Source organism: Vibrio sp. MEBiC08052, from assembly GCF_001506075.1.
GTDB lineage: Bacteria > Pseudomonadota > Gammaproteobacteria > Enterobacterales > Vibrionaceae > Vibrio.
Genome location: NZ_KQ947475.1, coordinates 1,136,885 through 1,160,578, shown reverse-complemented (window position 1 = coordinate 1,160,578; position 23,694 = coordinate 1,136,885). Strand labels below are relative to the sequence as shown.

General features: G+C 46.4%; 18 protein-coding genes and 1 other RNA gene. 8 read left to right on the top strand and 11 right to left on the bottom strand.

Going from position 1 to position 23,694, the window contains the following annotated elements; genetic code table 11:
* Positions 1–69 precede the first annotated feature (69 nt).
* The 4 genes from VRK_RS05170 to VRK_RS05155 all read right to left on the bottom strand — a co-directional run bounded on the left by VRK_RS05170 (position 70) and on the right by VRK_RS05155 (position 6,196).
* Positions 70–1,491 carry a NarK family nitrate/nitrite MFS transporter gene (locus VRK_RS05170; protein WP_059120389.1) on the bottom strand — a complete coding sequence of 474 codons (1,422 nt, stop codon included), beginning with the start codon at positions 1,489–1,491 and terminating at the stop codon, positions 70–72.
* 554 nt (positions 1,492–2,045) lie between these two features.
* Positions 2,046–2,375 (bottom strand): nitrite reductase small subunit NirD, encoded by a 330-nt coding sequence (gene nirD, locus VRK_RS05165; RefSeq protein ID WP_059120388.1) that lies wholly within the window; start codon positions 2,373–2,375, stop codon positions 2,046–2,048.
* On the bottom strand, positions 2,375–4,939 hold the full coding sequence (nirB, locus tag VRK_RS05160) for a nitrite reductase large subunit NirB (protein WP_059120387.1): 2,565 nt from the start codon (positions 4,937–4,939) through the stop codon (positions 2,375–2,377). The genes nirD and nirB overlap by 1 nt, the downstream gene beginning before the upstream one ends.
* Positions 4,940–5,251: 312 nt before the next feature.
* Positions 5,252–6,196, bottom strand: coding sequence for an alpha/beta hydrolase (locus VRK_RS05155; protein ID WP_059122660.1), 945 nt, complete (start codon positions 6,194–6,196; stop codon positions 5,252–5,254).
* Between the two features lie 219 nt (positions 6,197–6,415).
* On the opposite strand from VRK_RS05155, the gene VRK_RS05150 reads away from it, so the two are divergent.
* On the top strand, positions 6,416–8,320 hold the full coding sequence (locus VRK_RS05150) for an FG-GAP repeat protein (RefSeq protein WP_231735741.1): 1,905 nt from the start codon (positions 6,416–6,418) through the stop codon (positions 8,318–8,320).
* 344 nt (positions 8,321–8,664) lie between these two features.
* Here the strand turns inward: VRK_RS05150 and VRK_RS05145 are convergent, their stop codons facing one another.
* The 3 genes from VRK_RS05145 to ffs form a co-directional block, all read right to left on the bottom strand.
* The gene (locus VRK_RS05145) at positions 8,665–9,096 is read right to left on the bottom strand and encodes a hypothetical protein (RefSeq protein ID WP_157371854.1); all 432 of its coding nucleotides are present in this window, start codon (positions 9,094–9,096) and stop codon (positions 8,665–8,667) included.
* A gap of 137 nt (positions 9,097–9,233) precedes the next feature.
* Entirely contained in the window at positions 9,234–13,544 is a 4,311-nt protein-coding gene (locus tag VRK_RS05140; RefSeq protein ID WP_059120385.1) for an NACHT domain-containing protein, read from the bottom strand.
* Between the two features lie 256 nt (positions 13,545–13,800).
* Positions 13,801–13,897: signal recognition particle sRNA small type (ffs, locus tag VRK_RS05135), an RNA gene on the bottom strand.
* A gap of 279 nt (positions 13,898–14,176) precedes the next feature.
* On the opposite strand from ffs, the gene VRK_RS05130 reads away from it, so the two are divergent.
* The gene (locus VRK_RS05130) at positions 14,177–14,509 is read left to right on the top strand and encodes an MGMT family protein (protein ID WP_059120384.1); all 333 of its coding nucleotides are present in this window, start codon (positions 14,177–14,179) and stop codon (positions 14,507–14,509) included.
* Here VRK_RS05130 and VRK_RS05125 read toward each other — a convergent pair.
* Positions 14,498–14,902: a YbaY family lipoprotein gene (locus tag VRK_RS05125; protein WP_197413057.1), complete on the bottom strand. Its 405-nt coding sequence runs from the start codon at positions 14,900–14,902 to the stop codon at positions 14,498–14,500. The two genes, VRK_RS05130 and VRK_RS05125, sit on opposite strands and share 12 nt — an antisense overlap.
* Positions 14,903–15,060: 158 nt before the next feature.
* Here VRK_RS05125 and tesB point away from each other — a divergent pair, with 158 nt between their 5' ends.
* A complete protein-coding gene (tesB, locus tag VRK_RS05120; RefSeq protein ID WP_059120382.1) occupies positions 15,061–15,951 on the top strand; it encodes an acyl-CoA thioesterase II in 891 nt (296 codons plus the stop codon).
* A gap of 354 nt (positions 15,952–16,305) precedes the next feature.
* Here the strand turns inward: tesB and VRK_RS05115 are convergent, their stop codons facing one another.
* On the bottom strand, positions 16,306–16,767 hold the full coding sequence (locus VRK_RS05115; protein WP_059120381.1) for an Lrp/AsnC family transcriptional regulator: 462 nt from the start codon (positions 16,765–16,767) through the stop codon (positions 16,306–16,308).
* A 142-nt stretch (positions 16,768–16,909) separates the two neighbouring features.
* Between VRK_RS05115 and VRK_RS05110 the strand changes: the two genes are divergently transcribed.
* On the top strand, positions 16,910–18,028 hold the full coding sequence (locus VRK_RS05110; protein WP_082671317.1) for a PLP-dependent cysteine synthase family protein: 1,119 nt from the start codon (positions 16,910–16,912) through the stop codon (positions 18,026–18,028).
* A gap of 32 nt (positions 18,029–18,060) precedes the next feature.
* Entirely contained in the window at positions 18,061–18,624 is a 564-nt protein-coding gene (locus VRK_RS05105; RefSeq protein WP_059120380.1) for a hydrolase, read from the top strand.
* 115 nt (positions 18,625–18,739) lie between these two features.
* Here the strand turns inward: VRK_RS05105 and VRK_RS05100 are convergent, their stop codons facing one another.
* Positions 18,740–19,606: a Tim44 domain-containing protein gene (locus VRK_RS05100; protein WP_059120379.1), complete on the bottom strand. Its 867-nt coding sequence runs from the start codon at positions 19,604–19,606 to the stop codon at positions 18,740–18,742.
* Positions 19,607–19,764: 158 nt separating this feature from the next.
* Here VRK_RS05100 and VRK_RS05095 point away from each other — a divergent pair, with 158 nt between their 5' ends.
* From VRK_RS05095 to VRK_RS05085, 3 genes are all read left to right on the top strand, one after another.
* A complete protein-coding gene (locus VRK_RS05095) occupies positions 19,765–20,355 on the top strand; it encodes a TetR/AcrR family transcriptional regulator (protein ID WP_059120378.1) in 591 nt (196 codons plus the stop codon).
* A 55-nt stretch (positions 20,356–20,410) separates the two neighbouring features.
* A complete protein-coding gene (locus VRK_RS05090) occupies positions 20,411–22,282 on the top strand; it encodes an MFS transporter (protein WP_059120377.1) in 1,872 nt (623 codons plus the stop codon).
* 190 nt (positions 22,283–22,472) lie between these two features.
* Positions 22,473–23,465, top strand: a complete 993-nt coding sequence (locus tag VRK_RS05085) for a YeiH family protein (protein WP_082671316.1) — start codon at positions 22,473–22,475, stop codon at positions 23,463–23,465.
* A gap of 58 nt (positions 23,466–23,523) precedes the next feature.
* On the opposite strand, the gene VRK_RS21205 is transcribed toward VRK_RS05085, so the two are convergent.
* Positions 23,524–23,691 (bottom strand): hypothetical protein, encoded by a 168-nt coding sequence (locus VRK_RS21205; RefSeq protein ID WP_162841945.1) that lies wholly within the window; start codon positions 23,689–23,691, stop codon positions 23,524–23,526.
* Positions 23,692–23,694 lie beyond the last annotated feature (3 nt).

Sequence of the window (23,694 nt, the reverse complement as noted above, 5' to 3'; positions counted from 1 at the left end):
GTCATTCCTTATTGGTATTAACTTCTTATTGGTATTAACTTACTGGCATAAGCTTATTGCTATCGGGCGTCAGACTTTCGCTGCGGCTTTTTTCGTGGCTAACCGATCGAGATTGCGGCCGTAAACAAACCAAGTAATAAATACGCAACACACATAAAAAACCAAAAATACTTTCATCGCCGTGAGCGGCGAACCGGTTAATGACAGCGACAGACCAAACCCTCTGGGAATGAAAAATCCGCCGATAGCCCCGATTGCTGAGATAAATCCCAAAGCGGCAGCCGTATCGGTAGAAGCTTTTCGTAGCGAAATTTCTGGGGTCATGCCTTGCTTGGCGGCTTTACCCAGCGAAATTTTGCGGAAAATCACGGCAATCATCTGAAACGTAGAACCACTGCCTAACCCGGAAGCAGCGAAGAGCCCCATAAAGGTGGCGAAGAACAGATAAAAGGAGCCTTGGCTTGATGCCGATGGCAGGGTGACAAACACGGCACCGGTCAATAGCGCCATGACAACAAAGTTGACCAGCGTCACCCGAATCCCGCCGAGCCGGTCAGAAAGGGCGCCGCCTAACGGACGGGCAAGTGCGCCGACCAAAGGCCCGAAAAACATATAAGATAAGATGTCATGTGCCGGAAACTGTGTTTTAGACAGCATAGAAAAACCGGCAGAGAAACCGATAAAAGAGCCGAATGTAGCTAAGTAAAGAATACTTAATCCCCACAAGTGAGGTTCTTTTAACACCGGTAGCTGTGCTTTGATCGATGTCTGTGCGGACTTGAGGTCATTCATGCCGAACCAGGCAGCCACAGACAAAATACACAGCAAAGGTACCCAAACTAACGCCGCATTGGCGAGATAAAGCACTTTCCCCGAAGGCTGAATCACACCCGAAGAAAGACCGCCGAACACCCCGGCTGACACCACCAGCGGCACCACGAGCTGCATGACACTCACACCGAGGTTGCCCAGTCCGCCATTTAATCCAAGCGCTTTACCCTGTTGTTCTTTGGGATAAAAAAAGCTGATATTCGCCATACTGGACGCAAAATTAGCACCGGCAATCCCGCACAACAGCGCAATCATGACGAATTGTTCGAATGGTGTATCCGGATGCTCAACAGCATAAGCCAGCCATAAGCATGGAATGGTCAAAATCAACGTACTGAACACCGTCCACTTCCGTCCTCCGACAACCGGGACAATAAATGCATACGGAATCCGGCCAATCGCCCCTGACACGGCGGGTAAAGCCGTTAATAAAAACAGCTGATCCGTTGAAAAGTGGAATCCGACTTGATTGAGGTTGACCGCGACGGCAGAAAATAGCATCCAAACGCAAAATGAGAGTAATAAGCACGGAATGGATATCCATAAGTTGCGATTCGCAATGGTTTTACCACTTTCGGCCCAAAACTGAGGATCTTCCGGATGCCATTGCGTGAGCATTTTCGATTTCACATCACAAGCGTTAGAGTTGGCATGAGACATGTTTACGTCCTTCATATTGATGAATAGGCGTTCACTTTTACCGATTGCGCAGACGTGCTTGTTGACCGATATCAATATCAAATAGGAACTCTATCAATACGAATTAGGGTTATACTCCCAAAGGAGTACGACAAAAATAAAATATAATCTATAATTATCAATTGGTTAAAAAACCACACTATTACTATGGCATAAAAATCTTGTATTGGGACTATTTAGGAGTACACCCCATCGTCTCGCATCATCAACCCGGAAAATCCGCACAAAAATGCAGTCATCCGTGATGTTGATAAACCCGGCATCGGTCTAAGTCATTGGATTGGGCGGATACGCAAGAGATGTATCTGATAAGCAGATCATTCGGCTCAGCGTCCATAGCTCTGTCCGCATCCGTGTTGAGGAGAAAGATAGGAATGAGGAGCAATGCAAGCAGCGTTTGTGGCTGTATTTTGGGGCTGAATTTTTACTTCACGCTTTTATTGCCAGCCTTTACTTCAAGGAACGGGCAGGCATCGGAAACAGCACCGGAATGCTGTCTCCGATGCTGACGAATATCAGGTTGTTAATACCTCAATGGTATGGTCAACAACCCGGACATCATAAGCGCGAATATTGAATTGCTCATCTTCCAGACAGCGCCCATCGCTGAGATTAAACCGCTGCTTTTTAACCGGACTTGCAACCCAAAGCTCGGCCAGATGTTCACAGATGATCCCCCGGGATAAGACATTGGCTTGTGCAATCGGATCATAATTATCGATAGCAAATACTCGCTCATCCGCATAGGGGCGGAAAAGTGCCACTTGTGTCTGATTGACTAAGGCACAAACACCGGTACCGGGAATAATTGCGTTGACCTCACATATTTTCTGCCACTGGCTCATCACTCAACCTCCCGTTCAATATGTAAAATTTCACCTTTAATGTGCGGATGCTTCTCCAGATAAGTTGCAGGACGATGTTGCTGACGTTGCGATACAAACTGGATATTGTCATCCCGTAAATCGCTATTCACGAAATGGGAGAATCGTAGTAACAGCTCCGGTTCATCCAGCGTTTGTTGCCATTCACAACGATAATTTTCAATCAGTCTGGCCATATCAGCTTCGAGTTGTTGGTTGAGCCCCAACTTGTCATCAATAATCACCGCTTGCAGATATTCGATACCGCCTTCAAGATTCTCCAGCCAGACGGATGTGCGCTGTTGTTTGTCCGCAGTCCGAATATAAAACATCATAAAGCGGTCAATATATTTGAATAAGGTTGGCTCATCTAAACCGACCGCGAACAAATCAGCGTGTCTCGGCTTCATCCCCCCATTCCCACAGATGTACATATTCCAGCCGGAATCGGTGGCAATAATCCCGAGATCTTTTCCCTGCGCTTCCGAGCACTCCCGGGTACACCCGGAGACCCCCATTTTCATCTTATGAGGTGTCCGAATCCCTTTATAGCGATTCTCAATCCGTACTCCGAGTCCAAGGCTATCTTTCACCCCGAAGCGACACCAAGTGCTCCCGACACAGCTTTTCACCATCCGCAACGCTTTGGCATAAGCCTGACCGGTTTCAAACCCTGCGGCGATCAATTGTCGCCATATTGCCGGCAGGTCATCTTTCTGCGCACCAAATAATGCAATGCGTTGTGCTCCGGTAATTTTGGTGTAGAGCCCATACTGTTGTGCCACCGTTGCTAACGCTTGTAATGCCACCGGTGTCACCTCTCCTCCTGCCATTCTCGGAATGACGGAATATGTGCCGTCTTTTTGCATATTGCCGAGGAAGTTGTCGTTGGTATCATGTAGTCCGACTCGCTGAGGATTTAAAATATGCTCCCCCCAGCAAGACGCGAGAATCGAACCGACTGTCGGCTTACAAATTTCACAGCCATAACCATGACCGTATGTCTCGATTAATTGCTCAAAGCTTTTGATGCCGTGTGTTCTGATGATGTGGAACAGCTCCTGCCGCGAGTAGGCAAAATGTTCACACAGATGATGACTGACCGCGATGCCCGCTTTTGCCAGTTCAGCATTGAGCACAGAGCTGATCAGGGGGAGACAGCCGCCACAGCCATTACCCGCATTGGTCGCAGCCTTCACTTCAGCCAGTGTATGTTTACCCTCACTAACTGCGGTGATGATCTGCCCTTTGGTCACATCAAAACATGAACACAGCACCGCCGAATCAGGTAACACATCCGCACCGAGGGCGGGCTTTTCGGCTCCCGCGTAAGCAGGAAGAATCAGGCTATCCGGATGTTCAGGCAGTTCGATACGATTCAGTTTGAGTTGTAACAGATGACCATAATCCGCGGTATCACCGACTAATACGGCTCCAAGTAAATATTTCTCATCCTGTGACACAATGACGCGCTTATAAATTCCTTCGGCTTCATTGAGATACACATAACTTTTACTGCCCGGTGTCTGACCGTTTGCATCCCCGATACTACCGACATCGACCCCCAACAACTTCAATTTGGCACTCATATCGGCACCTTCAAACTGACTACGCTCTCCCAGTAAGTGGTCAACCGCGATGGTCGCCATCTTATAACCCGGCGCAACGAGCCCGAAGAAATGCCCTTGCCATGAGGCACATTCACCAATCGCGTAAATATTGGGGTTTGAGGTCTGACAATGATCATTAATCACCACACCACCGCGTGGTGCAATTGCCAGCCCGGCTGCTTTCGCCACACTGTCTTGCGGCCTGATACCGGTTGAGAAGACAATAAAATCAACCTCCAGTGCCGTGCCGTCTGCAAAATTGAGTGTATGACGGGCTGAGGTGCCTGAATCGACAATTTCGAGGGTATTCTTACCGGTATGCACCTGAACGCCGATACTTTCTATTTTCTGGCGAAGGAGTTCGCCGCCTTGTTTATCCAGCTGTTCCGCCATTAATACCGGTGCAAACTCAACGACGTGGGTTTCAACACCCAACGCTCTTAAGGCTCCCGCTGCTTCAAGGCCCAGCAATCCTCCGCCAATCACAGCCCCTTTTTGACTGCGGTCTGCACACGCTTTGATCGCATCGAGATCGTCGATTGTCCGATACACAAAACAATCGGGGTTATCGGCACCCTGAATGGGGGGAACCCAAGGATATGACCCGGTCGCAAGAATTAACTTGTCAAAAGCAATCTGTTCCCCGCTCGCAGCCACGACAAATTGCTTTTCACAATCAATCCTGACGGCCTGCTCTCCGAGCAGTACCTGAATTTGATGTTCACGATAAAAACCCGGAGAGACTAACGTTAGTGCATCTGCATTGTCATTTTCAAAGTAAGAAGACAGATGAACACGGTCATAAGCAAGCCGGGGTTCTTCACTCAGAACCGTCATCTCGATGTGATTCGTACCATCTCTGCGCATCAGGTCTTCAATAAATCGATGTCCTACCATCCCATTACCAACGACCACCAATTTTTTCTTTCGCTGCATAAATATGCTCTGCCTGTAATCCATAACTTGCCGCCAGTCTAATGAAATAGATCCAGTTATTTTTTGATATAAAACAAGATTGGTATTTAGCTACTCCGAAGGGAGTAGACCGTCAGACAGTTGGGTTTAATCAGGGAAAAAGACTGACGACGTTAGTCATGAGCAAGCTCATAGTTAGTGAGGAGAAATAAATATCGTTGGGTTGGTGAACAATATCGTGTCCCCCAACCTATCGGTACATTGAATAAAGTGAATCATCGGGTTTACCTGACATTGCCCAACGATATGAAAACCAATCGATTCTGTCGTGTCTCAACGACAAAACGACGCTGTCGTTTGCTTAATCTCTTCGGCAATCTGACGGAGACAGCGGCCGGCACTGACACTGACGCCGGATAACTGATGAAATCCGTGGATCACACCAAAATAACGTTCACAATATGCCTCGACACCGGCATTGAGCAACTGTTTATAACATTGCTCTCCTTCATCTCTTAATGGGTCAAATTCTGCGGTGATGATATAGGTTGGTGGCAGCCCTTTAAAATCGGCACACGCAAGTGGGTGAAGCTCCGGGTTTTGAGCAATCGCAGCTTTGTCCATATCACCCATGTACATTGAAAATCCCGAAAGCAGCATATTTGCGGTAATGATGTAGTCGGTGCCGTTTTCAACATAGCTCGTCGATGTCCCGAAGGGATCCAGCATCGGATAAATCAAAATTTGCTTGTCAGGAAGCCAGTTCTGGGTTTGTTTTAAACGTAAAGAGGTGGTTAAGGCTAATTGACCACCGGCACTATCGCCGACGAAGACTATCTTGCTTGTGTCTCCACCATACTGATTGCCGAACGCCTTTATCGCCAGCACGGCATCGTAGACATCATCGTGCGCAGCCGGATAACAATGTTCCGGTGCTAAACGATACTGAATACAGATAACAAGACTGTTCGATAAACTTGCTATCTGTCTCAATTGCTGTTCGTGTGTTTGAAATCCCCCGCTGATGAAACAGCCACCATGAAAATAAATCGTAATGGGTAATCCTGTTGCACCGTTGGGTTTGTATACTTTTAAGGGAACCCCGTTTAACTCATCCATGAACTCTTCATACATCTCCGGGCTGGACCCCGACAAACATGTACTCGCGAGATACCCCGCTCTTCGGCTATCAAGATCAAACGTCGAAGGGCATGGTTTTCCTGCAACGATAAAGTCTTCGACCAACGCTTTAATGCCCGGCTCTAATTGATTCAACACTGAAACCACCTGTGGACTATCCAATTATTTTCCATCATTGTGCACAACCAGTGTATATATGTACAGTTAAAGGTCTGAGTTGGCGATTAGATATTCTTTGTTGGATCGTCACAAACCGTCTCAAAAAAGGAAATTCATGTCATTGTTTTCATTATCAGTAATACATACGATGCCATCAAACATACACCCATCCTATTGAACTTTGACTGTATTATAATCATGATGAATCCTCTATTAAAAGCAACGCTATTTTTATTTACATCAATCACGCTGGCCGGATGTAATTCTGGCTCTTCTCATCCTCCCTCATCCAATGCATTCAATCTGACGGATATAAACAATTCTGCAACGGATGTGCAGTCCATTATATTTACCTGGACACCAGCATTCGATAATTCAGGTGTGACATATAAAATATGTAAAAAAGATATTTCTCAGGAGAATCATTGTAACGCCCTCACTTCCGTGACTGACAGACTTTCTGCAACCATATCTTTTAATAGTTTGTTTGATATCCTGCCGCATGACTATTTCATTTTGGCAACCTCGGGGCAGAAAACTCAGGCATCAAATGAGATGGATATCCCCCACGATACAATCACCAGAATGATTACATTTTTTAAAGCCTCCAACCCCGGTCGAAGCGACAGTTTTGGTCAAGCTATCGCACTCAGTGCCGACGGCAACACATTAGCAGTCGGCGCTTATCGTGAAAGTAACGGGGCGACCGGAGTGATCACCGATGGCTCAGAAACCACCGATACCCTTCAACAAATAAGTTCAGGGGCTGTTTATTTGTTTAGTAACCGTTCCGGTAGCTGGCAACAAACCGCCTATGTCAAACCATCCAACACCGATGAAGGCGACTGGTTTAGCCACAATAGTATTTCACTCAGCAATGACGGCAGTATGCTCGCCGTTGGTGCTTTGTATGAAGATAACGCGGCAACCGGGGTGATTACCGACGGCTCGGAAATCACGGATACCGGCACAGCAAATCAGTCAGGTGCAGTTTATCTGTTCAGCAACCGTTCCGGCAGCTGGCAACAAGTAGCTTATGTTAAAGCGTCCAATACCGGCGCCGGTGATGACTTTGGCAGTAATGTCTCGCTCAGTGGAGACGGAAACATGCTCGCTGTCGGGGCCTCGGGAGAAAGCAATAGTGCAACGGGGGTGATTACCAATGGCTCGGAAGTCACCGACTCCGGCACAACAACTGAGTCAGGAGCAGTCTACCTGTTTAGCAACATCGCCAATAACTGGACGCAGATCGCCTATATCAAAGCCTCTAATCCCGGAGAAAGCGATGGTTTTGGTGATCCTGTCAAACTCAACCATGATGGCAGTGTACTGGCTGTCGGGGCTCCGGGAGAAGATAATGGTGCAACAGGGGTGATTACCGACGGCTCGGAAATCACGGATACCGGCACAGCAAATCAGTCAGGTGCAGTTTATCTGTTCAGCAACCGTTCCGGTCAATGGAAACAGACTGCTTATGTGAAAGCGTCGAATACCAGTGCAGAGGATAAATTTGGTTTGAATATTGCCCTCAGTGGCGATGGGAAGGCTCTGGCCGTCGCAGCGCCAGGTGAAATCGGTTCAGTATCCGGGGTAATTACCGATGGTTCAGAAATCACGGACACCGCCACCGAAGGCTACAAGGGTGCCGTCTATCTGTTTCGTCACGATTCAGATCAGTGGAGACAGATCACCTATATCAAGCCCTCTTTTATCGTGGATAGTTACTTTTCCAATAACAGCATTGCACTTAGCAATGATGGTAGCACCCTTGCGGTTAGCGCCCCACAGGACAACACCGGTTTAACCGGCGTGATCACTGACGGCTCAGAAACTCTGGGTTCTGGTGTGACAGGCGATGCGTATCACTCTGGTGCAGTTTATCTGTTTAGCAACCGTTCCGGTCATTGGGAAAAGGCAGCCTTTGTCAAGGCATCCAACCGCAGTTCATTTTTTGGCAGCAGTGTTGCTCTGAATGAAGATGGTAGAATTTTGGCTGTCGGCACGGCATCGGAAAACAGTGACCTAACCGGGGTCATCACGGATGGCTCAGAAATGACCGCTCCAAGTCGCTTAGGTGCCTCTGGCGCAGTTTACCTCTATTAATTTCACCGCTTTAAGACATTGAAAGTCAGCAGATAACGTCTGCTGACTTTTCATTTTCATGCAACGTCACCTTCGTGTAAATCGCCTCAACTTGCTTTCAGCAACGTTAAGATGTGTCGTTGAAACCATAAGGTGTCCTTTTTATCTTTGGTATCCATCAGAAAAGTTACTGTTGTACGAAAATTTCATTCTGTCAGAGGCACTGTGCACCTTCTTCTCGACTCAGAACTGAATACCACTCTCACTTCCCCAAAAGACAAACTTCAGGGGTACTGAGTGTTTCACCTATGAATTTTTTGAACAGCTTGTTTGATAATTATTATATCTGAGCACATAACCATCTATCACAACAATCCTTTGAATCTAAACCAAAACTCAGCGACTGAATATGCAAAAAAAGAAGCTGATAATATAAATCGATAATTTGTCTTAAAGAATGGTATCCAATCAATATACTGAGATCTAGTTGTATGTATCCTTCCTTTCAATTGCAATTTTTTATTCTTTTTTAGGGAAGAGGTATCAATAAACTGGGTAAGTTCCTTAATCTGCTTCGAATAAGATTTACTAAAATCTATGTCCTTGAAAACTCGGGTCCACAGAAAAAAGCACAAAATTGCAGAAGCTATCAGCTTTAACCCATCAGAGCTGACACTCCATGTACCTAATACACCAAGAAAAAACCACACAGACTCTTCATCTAACCGCTGATGATGCAATGCCGCCTCATACTCAAATTTTTTTACTTTCTTTATTAACTCTTTATTTTTCATCATAAGTACCAAACAACTAATCTCACATAAGCATATATACCCATATAATATACTCTTCAATGACTTAGCATTGAATACTCAATTTAACGAATAACGAACAAAGCCTGCTCTAACGCTTTAAACATAGGATTCATGACTATTCAGGTATCAGAAACGCGAGATCTGGCAGCCAAATCAATCACCACCACTTCAATCGCTTCAACATTGAGAAATTCATGAGAAATTGTCTGCCAATAATCTTTCAATGATTGAGCGAGTTTATCTAAACCAACATTGCGGTTATTGATCCGCCAACGTCTGTCAGTATTTTGTGAAACAAGCAAAAATAAGCCACACCCTGCGGTTTGCTCTCTAAGATAATCACCTGCCAGTTGATTTCTTAAACGCTCACAGAGATCTGAGCCGCTCCATTTTTTATCCAGTAGCTTTAGTTCGATTGGCACAGGGGAGGTCACACGAGGATGTGCCAACCAGATATCCATCCGCTGCTGATTTGCTAATTCCGGCTCTTCTGCAATAGTATACTTTCCCTGACTGGTTTGATTTAACCATCCGGCAATCAGCGTTCTCATTTCATTTTCTTCCTGAACCTTCTGCCAAGTTTTCCATGGGCTATGATTCCCTCGTTCAAGCCAGTGTTTTAGCTGCCTGATTCTTTGCACACTTAACTCAAACAACTGACGGTGAGAGTCTGGACTGATACTTTGGGACTGGTGAAACTCTCTAACCTGAGCAGTTGACCATGGTTCAAGATCTCCACTCTGCTCAGCCAAGCGATAGGCACATTTTCGCATCCATGGGCGATGTTCAGGATCAGGGTGCTCTTTCATCAGCTCCCTCACCACACAATAAGTCTCTTTTCCGGGAATCGTAATGAGAGAACTAAACAGATGATCTCTTGCTCTTTGAGCATAGTCCCGCATCTTTGGTGAATATATCCCACCATTAGTACGATCAATATCTTCACTTGTCTGAATATATTGATGCATCAACATGTAAAGAGATTTCAAATGTTGTGGTGTATGAAAACGAGTTAGCCCGACACCACCACTCGAATCTCTATCTTCCCCCAACAGTGTCACAATGAAGGTTTGAGCGACTTCCTTCGCCACATCTTCATCCAAATGGCGAAGCCATCCCTCAAGCTGGGGGATACCTACATTAGGGGTGCTATCAACCAACATCGCATACCACCACGCGACTTCTTTATCACTTTGACTACTGTGAATTTGTTTTTGGGCAATAGCTGAAATCATAGCCGGATCGACATCTGCATGACTCAAAATCTTCAGGCAGTAACCTCCCATCGTTTTATCAACAGAGTCTGCGCTCAATAACCATTCAAGTATTCTGGAGGTAAGGTGTACATGTATCCAAGGCTCATAATAGACAAGGTCGTGGACAATATGGCCTGACTGTTCCGATGTGGTATTGTCCAATTCCCAACACATTTCCTTCCACACAGCCTCTTCCACTAAGGTTGGAAAACAGTGATGAAATTTTTCAAACCATGTCGGGAATCCATTGATATCCCAAGTTAAATAGCGAAGCGCATGACGAACTTCATCTTCAGTCAAATACGAGGGAAAGTCCTGAGCTTCAGCAGCTTCTATTTCAAGGCCAGCCATCGCCAAAAGTAAGGCATATGGGATAGAGTTATCGATTTCCTCTTCGGAACGTAACTTCGGGTGATAATATCGCCAATGCTGAACTGCAAAATCACGATAGGCCTGTGCGACTTCCTGACCAAATTCAGGGATCAATTCCTTCCACAAACAAAAGCATTCCCGACTAGTTGGGGAGCGATCAATTTCTAGATCTTCCATCAGCCGCCGTACATGATTATTGGTTATTTCTCCATGCCGGATATTTGCAGGGTATTTAATCAAATCAGGATCATGTCTTAAAGATGTTAACCATTCCAATCGGTTCTGCTCTCTTTGGCGTTTCTCCTGTTCGTCTTGCTGCTCCCACTCAATCTGTTGCTGTTCATATGCCAGCGTAGACTCACAAACCGACGGATTCAATAAAGTGCTCAATTGTTGGTCTAAGAGTTCCTTCCCTTGAACAACCACTTTTAATCGCTGTAATAAATCATCAGGTTGTTCAGCCTCACAATAAATTCGGTAAGCACGATTCAACACAACCAGATGATCATCGGCTAAAGGTCGAGTATCAATATAAGTTAATAGTCTGTCAAAGTCAGTGAGAGTAAACCGCCAAAAATGATCGAGATAGGTAATAGACCAGTCATCAGTAACCGATTTTTCTTGTTGTTTATAAACTCTCTCTCGTTCAATGCATCGCCAATACAGAGCATCATTCAGCTCATGCCAGGCCGGGACAAGATTATTAAGTTGATGTTGATACCGATCATACCCACCATCCTGCCAGTATTTCAGGGCTACTGAGTTCATTAATATAGAAAAAACGACATCGGTAAACACGAACTGATGTCGGGTTTTAATAAGTAATTCAACTATATGTAATGCGATATTCATCAACTGCGCATACTGTTTTGAAACATAACAGCTATGACGTTCGATATATGGTTCAGTATCAAGATATTGAGATAAACCTTTCAGAAAATCAGGGAGAATATCAACACTCGTCCGCCCGACAAAATCATGCAACGCCCGAATGACACTACCGGATTCAAATATATTGCATGGAAAAAGAAGAGGGACCGCTTGTAAAACCAGTTGGATAATATTTTTACTTGGCTGTGAGTCTTTGATTAATTCAGTAAAAATTTGTTTTGGTATAGCTGAGTTCGCATCAATGATAGATTGCCAAATATCAGCTTGTTGCTCAGTACGACCACTGGTCATGACTGCACGAATCGCCGCAATTCTGGCATATTTACCAGCATCAGGATTAACCGCAACAGGCATCAATGATTCAATACAAGTGGACATTTTCCCTTGCCAAACCAAACGTCCCAGAAAGAAAATTGCATCCTCATTATGCTGGTATTCGCCAATCAGGCGGAGTACATCTGCCGACAAATCTGAATGGGCAATTTTTGCAATAGCACTGTTATCCCTTGCTGCTCGGTCGTCTCGATCTGTAGCAATATCCCGAACTACATCTGTCAATATTTTTTGCCTGACAGAGAATGGTAATCTGGATGGGTCACCATCGGCCAGAATCACTCCAGGGTTAATATCTTGAACTTTATGACGAATTTCATCATCAAATAAAACAAGCCACGGTAAAATGGGACGTAATCGTGGTGTAATAATCCGTTCACCAAAAGAATCACGGAAAAAAAGTGATTCTATCTGAAAGCGCTCAATATCCGATTTCAAGAGCTGTGCAATCCATTCTGCAGCAAGCAATTCACGGATGTCGCGATGTCGGAGCCGAACTGCACCGTAAATCACATCATTAAAAAGTGCCCTCTCTAATAGTGTCCTGATTTCGCCGGATTTCCAATCGTACAGAATCTCTTCCGCATCGATACCCGGTTTATCCGGAAGAAGAGCGTTTCCTGAATCAGGCACATTAATGCCAGCTTTACCAGTCAGTATCACAGCAGCAGCCAGCCTTTGTGCACCTTCCTTTGCCCTCGCAGAATTTAAAGGTTGTCGTTCAGATCTATCTACATCATGAGCATCTTTCAGCTGTCGCTCAATATGATAACGGAGCAAATCTAAACGACATCCTAATGTTTTATCACCTGACCATTTTGACAAAATTAATTCTAAATCAAACGGACGCTCAGCCAGAGACCATAGAGAAAGACGCTCAATTTCATTCATTAAGTCATCAATGTCTTCCGCTCGTCTGACTTCACAGAACTCGCGGATGCGGTCAACATTCAAAGGCCGTAATCCATAAATATTGAGCGCACTTTCTTGTTGATCATTTCCTGATTTTTCACTGTTCGGTTCGTCATCGTCTAACAACTCATCTGCATCATTTTGAGGACGAGGGAGAAAAAGATGGTGATTTAGCAATTGCGGATCATCATCCGAACGCCAACAGTAAGGACGACTTGAAATATAGATATGGGCTCTTTGGGTTGCTGGTTGAATAGTTCTCGAAAAATATCTGATAGCCTTTGCAAAATCTTGGGGATTTCCTAGTCTGGCTTCATCAACAGAGTCTAGAAAAAACCATGCGTCATCACTTGAAGCTAACCATGAATGAAATAAATCCTCATCACCAATCTCAAACGCAGCAGGAAAGTCACGATCAATATCTTCAATGCGAATAAAAAAAGCAGGTCGTCCTTGTTGTTGAAGAAACATAGCTTGCTGTTGAAATTCTTCTGTTTTCCCAGAGCCTGCTTCAGACAGAATCACACACCGATATTCGTTAAATAAATCTTCCCATGTCTTGGTTTCATCTAACCACCAGTTAAAAGTTACCTCTTGTTGTTCTGACGCTTCACTGGCTAAAGAAACAGACGAAAATTGTCGGTTTAACGGAATATATGTCGGCATGAAAGGGACTCGTCATCGTATTATAAGCAACTAATCTATAATCCATACAATAGCCAGACAAGTCGAAATGTAAACCACCCTAACCTAATTAGTTACATCCGTAATTAGAGTTTTCATGGAAGAGATCAGTAAAGAAAATACCCTATTCCTGATTCAGGACGAGATAAATAGCGCATGTTTCGTACCAATGTGTTCTTTGACTTTTGAGATTAGGGTAATTATTTCGATTTTAAATTAGAAAGGTTCAGATGGGTGGAAGCCCCAGCCACATCCCGGCACACACGTCATTCGCTGTGGCTGCTACCTTCCGGTCCTGACCAAGTTCACGAATTAGTGTTGCGGGAGGACCAGGGCCTCCATAGATAAGAGCTTTGATGGTGAACATCGAAAGCGGGGTGATTATCAGGGATTGAGATCCGCATTGCAAGCCTCTTTCTGATAAAAGTGGTCTGATACCAACTGAGTGGGTAGGGATTAAGCAGATTCCCTTGTTTTGCACCATGAAACCTATCCCGTTCAACCGATTGTGCACAAATCAAAGACCTGACAGACAGCCGTTTTGAGCATACACTGATCAGCATCAATTCAGACTCTCAACGTATACATAAACTTTTCTGACGGATGCAATTGAGATGACTCACTCCGATGATAAAAAGCAGTTTCTTGCTCAGGTGTTTACCGTGATTCACCAAATCCCGGCAGGCAAAGTCAGCACCTATGGCGATATTGCCAAAATGGCAGGTTATCCGGGCTATGCACGTCATGTCGGTAAAGCGTTGGGGCAACTCCCGAAAGGCTCGACGCTCCCTTGGTTTCGGGTGATTAACAGCAAGGGAGAAATCTCCCTGTCCGGTCCGGATTTTGATCGCCAGCGAGCCGAATTAGTCGCAGAAGGGATACCCATCAGCAGTCGCGGCAGAATTTCACTCCGCCACTATCGCTGGCAACCCGACTCAGTGGGATGATGCGCTTTTCACGGAGGCCATTCGGATTTGACCATCATATACGGAAGGTTCGAGCGCAAGTTCTGTGGCACTCCCCGCCCCCGTATACCGGACATGTCCCCGTTCAAAAATCTCGGCCTGAATACGATAGCGATGATTTTGTCGGATGTTCGACTGAGCATAAGAGAGTTGAAAGTCAATCGGCAACGTTAAACCATCACCATAAAATTGATATTTTGCAACCACCTGATTGTGTTGGGTCTGGTCATTGAGCGTCACCACCACAAACACTTTTTTCGGTAATGGATAATCACCGAGCAATGTACCGGTTAGGTTATGAATCGGTGACTCTATCGGCTGAGCTTGCGTTTGCGCCTGTCCCCCTCTGCTAAGAAAAATACAGATAAGGGTCAAAAAAAGGCACCATTGATTGTTATATTTCATCATTATAAATTTTATATATCTTCCAGTTTGAGCCGATAATTATAGAGATAAATATCAATTGAACAAAACTTGATTTTTGATTTCTGGCAGCGTTCGATGTCGGAGTGTAGATAACATAGTGAGGTAGTATGAGCGAGGCTCTCAATAATTTACTTGAACTTTTACAGTTAGAAAAACTAGAGGAAGGACTCTACCGGGGGGACAGTGAACACCTTGGCTTACCTCAGGTTTATGGGGGGCAAGTGATCGGTCAGGCACTCTCAGCCGCCCGCTATACCGTCGATTCCGAGCGGACGGTTCATTCATTTCATAGCTACTTTCTTCACCCGGGCGATCCGGAAAAACCGATTATTTATGATATAGAAAATCTCAGAGACGGGCGTAATTTCAGTACCCGACGGGTAAAAGCGATCCAAAATGGTCGGCCGATTTTTTATCTGACTGCGTCATACCACGGTGAAGGTACTGGCTTTGAGCACCAAAACACGATGCCAGACATCCCCGGGCCGGAAAATTATGCTTCTGAAACCGAGCTGATGAACCAAATTTCCCACCGCCTCTCTGAACCGGTCAAAAAAATGTTCTGTCGGGAGAAACCCATCGAAATTCGTCCGGTGCATGTGGTCAATCCGTTCCAACCGGAAAAAATCGAACCCAGACAGTATCTGTGGATTCGGGCCAACGGTGAGTTACCGAATGATCAGTTGATCCATCAGTATCTGCTCGGCTACGCCTCTGACTGGGGCTTTCTGGTCACAGCCTTGCACCCACATGCAGTCACGCTGATGACACCGGGATTTCAGGTCGCAACCATTGATCACTCGATGTGGTATCACCGCCCGTTTAGTATGGATGAGTGGCTGCTGTTTGCGATTGAGAGCCCGAGTGCCACCTATGGCCGTGGACTGGTGCGGGGAGAAATCTACAACCAGCAAGGTGATTTGATTGCCAGTGCGGTACAGGAAGGTGTGATGCGTTTTCCTGATCACGCCGCGCCAAAGCCATCAGATGATGCTTAGTTGCGGCCATAACTTTTGTGATGACTGCAGGCTTTACTTTCCCCCAAGGGGAAGCTTTATGATACCGATGTAGTCATCATCAACACCGGAGGTCAGTATGGGATGTTGTAATACCCCCCCACCGGGCGGGAGTAAAAATATAGGTCTCTTCTTGAAATATATTGGGGTTTTATTTGCTGTCATTGTTTTCATTACATTGGTATTTGGTTAACCGGGCTCACTGATTAACCTTAAGTAAGTTCAGTAAGTCAGCTGGCAGCTCTTAGCTCTTATACTCAAGTTCAAGTTCAAGTGGCCTGTCGGGACATTTTTCTGTGTCGGCAGGCCGAGGTGCATACTCAGTATTAACAACCGTTATGACAATGGCAGCTCCGTGGTATATTTCAGTGATTCCATCGCGAAGGTCGAAGTCACATCACTCAATCCTTCGACACGATTGACCAGTTGCTTGTAAAACTCGTCAAAGCAGCGCATGTCTTTAACGACGACTTTCATCATATAGTCGTACTCCCCCGCCATTCGGTAGAACTCCATCACTTCTGGAAATTCTGAAGCGATTTCAACAAAACGAACATACCACTCATGAGAATGATTACTGGTTTTGAGCATCACATAAGCGGTGAAGTTTAATCCCAATTTTTCCGGATCCAGCAACGCAACTCGCTTTTGGATAACTCCTATTTCTTCCAGCTTTTTTAACCGCTTCCAGCATGGTGTCGTGGTCAGATTGACCGCATCGGCCAGCTCATTCAAAGACCACTCCGCATTCTGTTGTAATAATCGCAGTAACTGTTTATCGGTTTTATCCAATTTCATTCCACCACACCCCAATAAAAGAGAAATATTTTCTACTATTTAGCCAATAAACAGTAAAAAAAGAAACCTTTTTCTCTGTGAATCCGGTTATTTTTATTCTATTCGTTCGTTCATCTTATCCGCTTTAATAGGAAGTATTCATATGTCCAGTAATCATGGTTGGATCAAGCAGGCAATTCATCAAATCATGGCCGAAGAAGCACATCATCCGGAAACGCCGCTGATCAAACTAACCGTACCCGGTTTACAGAACATCGATATTTACCTTAAAGATGAAAGTCGCCACCCGACAGGTTCGCTGAAACACCGCTTGGCCCGATCACTGTTTTTATATGCGTTAACCAATGGTTTGATTGGACCGGACACCCCGATTATCGAGTCCTCTTCCGGCAGCACTGCAATCTCCGAGGCCTATTTTGCCCAAATGCTGGGCCTGCCTTTTTATGCGGTCATGCCGCGGACGACCGCGCGCAAGAAAATTGAGTTGATCGAACAATATGGCGGCACAGCACACTTTGTTGACCGTTCTTGTGATATTTACCCGGCAGCCCGGCAACTGGCTGAAACCCTCAACGGACACTATATTGATCAGTTCACTTATGCAGAACGTGCCTCGGACTGGCGCGGAACAGATAATGTCGCTCATGCGATTTTTGCCCAGATGGCACAAGAACGTTTTCCGCTGCCACGCTGGCTGGTGATGTCAGCCGGTACCGGTGGCACCTCCGCCACGCTGGGGCGGCATATTCATTATCGCCAGTACCCAACCCAATTGTGTGTTGCAGATTGTGAAAACTCAGTCTTTTACGATGCGTTTCTTCACAATAATTCTCAACTGACTTGTCAACAAAGTAGCCGGATTGAGGGGATTGGCCGCCCCAGAGTTGAGCCCAGTTTTATACCGGGTGTGATTGACACCATGATCGCCGTCCCTGACGCAGCCAGTATCGCGACCATTTACTGGCTGGAGCAGCAAACCGGGCGTAAAGCCGGCCCCTCAACCGGAACCAACCTCTATGCAACACTCCAGCTCGCCCGGCAGATGCAACGCAACGGTGAAACGGGCTCACTGGTGACATTATGGTGTGATGATGGGGAACGCTATCTGGACTGTTATTACAATCCGGTTTGGGTAGATCAACATATCGGTTCGGTCGCGCCTTATCTGGCACAACTGGATTCATTTGAATTGAATGGGAATTTTTTTGAAGAACAGCAATCCAAGATCACATCTGTGCCTGAATGTCAGGTAGAGATTTAATCTTCGATTCTCATCAATTCAAGGAAATCACGATGCTGACATTAAACCCGCATGAAACCGCATTGATTCTGATCGATTTACAACAGGGTATACTCGCCCCGCAGCGCTATCCGTATCCCTCAGATGAAATACTGGCAAGGTGCCAGTCGCTGGTAGCGCGTTTTCGCCGGCATGGTGCAACCGTCGTCGGTGTGAATGTCGGTTGGTCCGACGATCTGCAGGATTACCCACCCGGCGTAGTTGATGAACCGACACCGGCACCGGAAGCAATGGAACAATGGATGACATTGGCTGATGGTGTGGTTGAAGACGGGGATGTCTTGATCACCAAACGGCAATGGGGGGCATTTACAGGAACAGCACTCGACATGCAGTTACGCAGACGCGGAATTCGTCATCTCGTTGTCGTCGGGATTGCCACCAATATGGGCGTGGAATCAACTCTGCGCCACGGTTGGGAGCTGGGATATAACATGATCACCATCGAAAATGCTTGTAGTTCTTTCTCATCCGAATTTCACCACATGGCCTTTGAGAATATTTTCCCGCGGCTGGCTCGCGTTTTGCCGAATGGCGATGCCCTGCATTTTGTTTAGCACCTCATCGGCCCGATAACGTAAGCATAAAAATGTCAATCGACACCAAGAAAAATGCCTCCGCAAACGGAGGCATTTTTTCATCAATCAACTTTTTATCCATCAATGATGATAATTAGCCTTGAATACCAACAATCAGCCAAGGCGAATTCGGCACGGTTAAATCCCGTTCAAGATGCCAGATATCTTGGATCTCTTCTTCAATCCCTTCAACAGCATCACGGTAACGCCCTGAGAATTGCAAGCTCAACTGGGCACGGTTCGCATCATAGTCAGCACGGACAAACTCGGCATCGACATACATCACATCGGTATGCTGTTCACCGGTCAGTTTTTTCCGCTCGGCTTGCAAATCTTCAAACAGGCTTGCAGAAACATACTCACGAATCGTATCTAACTCATTATGATTCCATGCGCCTTGCAAGATGCGATAGTGTTCCCGGGCTCCGTTCAGGAAAGCTGCCCGGTCAAATTCCGGAGGGTAACGGTGCGGTACGTCACTGGCAGCATTGGTACCAAAGCCGCTTCCTCCTACGGCAGTATCTTCAGGTTGTTCGAAGCTATGCACATGAGACTGTCGATGTGCGGCCCCGCCAAATGCCGGTTGCTGCTGATTCATACTGCCCTGCTTGGCAGCCAGCACCCCGCGCAATAATTTGAAGATAAAATACGCCACTAACCCGATAATCAGAATATCCATAAACTGGATACCTTCAAAAGCGCCACCGAAAAAAGCAGCCAACAGACCACCGGCGAGCAGACCACCCAGAAGTCCTCCCATCAGACCTTTACGTCCGGCATTTTGCGTCTGACCGGCTTTATTATCCTGCGTTTTGGTATTGCTGTACTGTTGCTTCGGTGCCGGAGCAGTTTTGAGGCTACTGCCTAAAGAACGGCCACCACCGAATTTCTTTGCATCAGCAACCGGCATCACCGCCACTGAAACAATGATTAGGGTCATTAACGATAAAAAGCGTTTCATGTCTATCCTTCGTCTTATTAAAAGGGATCAGGAGTATCATAGACACTCCTACTGACCAAAGAAACACTTTACATGTATCAGAATATTGCAGGCTTTGATTGACGCTCAGACAAGGGAACCATAATATATTGAACGTTGTTCATTAACGATTACAGATCATGGCCAGAAGAAACGACCACACGCGAGAAGAGCTCATTCAGCTGACATTGGAACATGTCAAAAAATTTCTTACCGATCACTCTTATCATGAACTGAGCTTACGCAAGGTCGCAGCCATGATTGGTTATGTCCCCAGTACATTAGTCAATGTGTTCGGCAGCTATAATCTCCTGTTATTACATGCCGTCGCCCAGACACTCGATGAACTGATTGAAGAGGCCCGACAGGCAGTCAGTCAGAGTACCGATCACCGGGACGCCTTATTTCAACTCGCCTACTGCTATCACGACTTTGCCCAACGCCATACCTTCCGCTGGCAACTGATTTTTGAACACAATATGAATGGCGAAGATCTGCCCACATGGCAAACACAAAGAATCGATCACATGACGGACATACTGGAAACCCTGTTACAACAGCTGACACCACAGCGTTCAGCGGAAGAAATTACGACTACCAGTCGCGTTTTGTGGGCCGGCGTACACGGCATTACTTTACTGAGTGTCGATGATAAATTCTTTGCTTCATCACCGATTGACGGCAATGAACTGATTCATAACTTACTGACCCATTATCTAAAGGCTTGGTAATCAAACTCGTCACAATAGCTTTGACTTAATCGCACTGGGTAAAAAGGATTCTCCCATGTCTCATACGACTTCATCACTGCTCTCTTCCCGACGTTTTTTACCTTATTTCATTACTCAGTTTTTCGGGGCGTTTAACGACAATGTGTTTAAAAACACCTTGCTATTGTTTGTTGCGTTTAGCAGTGCCGATCAACTGGCGATTTCAAGCACTCTGTTTATTAATCTCGCTGCCGGCTTATTTATTCTGCCTTTCTTTCTGTTTTCCGCCTCTTCCGGCGTTCTCGCGGACCAACTGGAAAAAAGCAAACTAATCCGAAAAATAAAGGTATTAGAAATTGTCATCATGAGTCTGGCTGCCATTGGCTTTATCACTCACAGTTATCTGATTTTACTGTTGCTGCTTTTTCTGATGGGCACCCAGTCTGCCTTATTCGGCCCGGTTAAATATGCTTTGCTGCCACAGCAGCTCAAACCGGATGAACTGATGAGCGGTAATGCACTGGTCGAAACCGGAACATTTCTGGCGATTCTGCTGGGGACATTACTGGCAGGCGTAATCGCCTCAACCCCAAGTGCAGAATACATCGCGGCGGGTGCAGTCTTGGTGTTAGCCGTGTGTGGCTATCTGGCAAGCTGCTATATCCCCCATGCTCCGGCAACCGCTCCGAGCCAGCGTTTTCACTGGCGTCCTATCTCACAAACACGCCAAACGCTGCGGATTGCCAAGCAGGATCCTGTGATCCACCGGACCATTCTGATCATCAGTTGGTTCTGGTTTATGGGAGCAACTTATCTGACACAATTTCCAAATTTCACGCGTTATTTCCTTCATGGCAATGAAGGAGCTGTCTCTTGGCTACTGACGCTGTTTTCGGTGGGTATTGCACTCGGCTCTTTATTGTGCGACCGCCTGTCGCGCCATCGCGTTGAACTCGGGCTTGTGCCTGTGGCCTGTCTCGGTATTTCGCTGTTTGGTTACGGGTTGGGCAGCGGAGTACCGCATGCACTCCCCCAAACAATGGACTTTGCGGCCTTTATCACCCGCGCCGAACTGTGGCCGCTATTTCTGAGCTTATTGTTACTGGGCGTCTCCGGTGGGATGTTTATCGTCCCTTTGTACACATTCTTGCAACAACGCGCTCACCCGGAACAACGTGCACAAGTGATTGCAGCCCTCAATATTTATAATGCGTTGTTTATGGTGATCAGCGCAGTTTTAGCAATTATCGTCCTGTCATTACTGCAATGGTCGATCCCCGACCTGTTTTTGCTGCTCTCGCTGATCAATCTGGGCGTCGCGGTTTATTTACTGTGTCAGCGACCGATTGAGACGCTGCGTTTCGTATTGGCCTGTCTGGCAAGACTGTGCTATCGCACGCACTACCGCAATCTACATCATCTGCCGTCTCAGGGCGGTGCCCTGATTATTTGTAACCACGTCACCTATCTGGATGCGCTGATACTCAGTGCCGCCTCACCGCGATTGATCCGTTTCGTGATGGAAGCCGATTACACCACCCTTCCTCTGATTCGACCGATTTTGAACCGTGCGGGCGTCATCCCGATCTGTGCTTCACACGGTAAGACCATTCGCCAAGCGTTTGTGCAGATTGAACAGGCACTTCAGCAGGGGGAACTGGTCTGTATCTTTCCTGAAGGGCGGCTCACACCAGACGGTGAAATCGGGCCATTTCTCCGCGGTCTCGACCGCATCATTCAGCACACCAGCGCCCCGGTCATTCCGATGGCACTCAAAGGAATGTGGGGCAGTTATTTCAGTCGCTATCGCGGCCGGGCTTGCCGGGGGCTGCCGCAACGTTTCAGAGCCAAAATTGAAGTCGAAGCGGCACCACCGATCATAGCAGCTGATACTGACAGCACCGAGTTGCGGCAACATGTGGCTGAGTTAAGAGGCTCATGGCGCTAGGTCATTTGCTTAGGATAGCGAAGCGGCATGCGCCGCGATCAATACCCGTTCAGATTGAACAAAATTCAACCACGAAAGGTCAACAGCCCCTAATTGTTCAATTTTAATGAATGAAAGTTAAAAACATTCAGACTGACTGATCGCCGGTTTCGGTTAGAATAGCGATATCTTCTCTGATCGTGGTATCGACATGGCTCCTTTATTCAGTCGTTTGTTCAGTAATACTTTTGCCTTCAAAAAGGCTGACTCGCTCAAACATGCTTGCCAGCTCAAAAACATCCCGTTCGTACTTGGATTACTGATTTGTACGACATCTTATATCACCTCCCCTTCAGCACTGGTCATCGGCTTTTTTCTGACCACTTTAGGACTGGTACCACAAGGGCTTCCTTTAGCGAAGATCACCAAAAAACTACTCGCCTACTCGATTATCGGCCTCGGATTCGGCATTCCGTTGCAAACGGCACTCACCGTCACCGCTCATGGCTTGGGGCTGATTGTCGCCACCTTATTCAGTACCTTATTGATCGGCTGGTTTGTCAGTGTCCGGGTCGGGCTGAAGCGTAAAACAGGTTACCTGATCGCTTCCGGGACGGCGATTTGCGGCGGTAGTGCCATTGCAGCCGTTGCACCGGCCATCGATGCAGATGATGAACAGATCGGTCTGGCACTGGGAACGATTTTTGTCCTCAATTCACTGGCTTTATTTATTTTTCCGGCGGTCGGTCACCTACTCAATATGAGTCAGACAACATTCGGCACTTGGGCAGCGATTGCCATTCATGATACGTCTTCGGTGGTCGGAGCCGCATCTGCCTATGGAGAAACAGCCCTCAAAACTGCCACCACGTTAAAACTGGCTCGCGCGCTCTGGATTATTCCGGTGGCATTTATCAGTACATTTTTATTTCGCAGCGAATCAAGAAAAATCACCATTCCTTATTTCATTTTGTTCTACTGTGCGGCGATTATTGGTCATGATCAATTACCCCAGTTCTCTGAGCTTTATCAGGGCATCTTTACGCTGGCGAAACAGACACTGGTGATTTGCCTGTTTTTGATTGGCTGTAGTTTGTCATTCGGTAAGTTGCGTCAGGCAGGGCCGCGGCCGTTACTGTTCGGCGTCGGTTTGTGGGTCCTCATCTCGGTGTCCTCACTGAGCTGGATTATGCTCACTCAGTGAATCGGCACGGGTGGGTAACGATAACACATGCACACGGTGCCGGATTCACAGCGAAGATTCACAACGAAGATGTTTGACGAGATGATTGGCGGGGAGAGCGTTCCAGAAACAGCACCACAATCAACAAAAATGCGGTCAACTCCGCCAATGACCGAGTGGCACCACTATTCAGCACTGCCACGAAAAGCTGAATGATAATAGTCGCAATCATGAGCCCTTTTTTCATTGG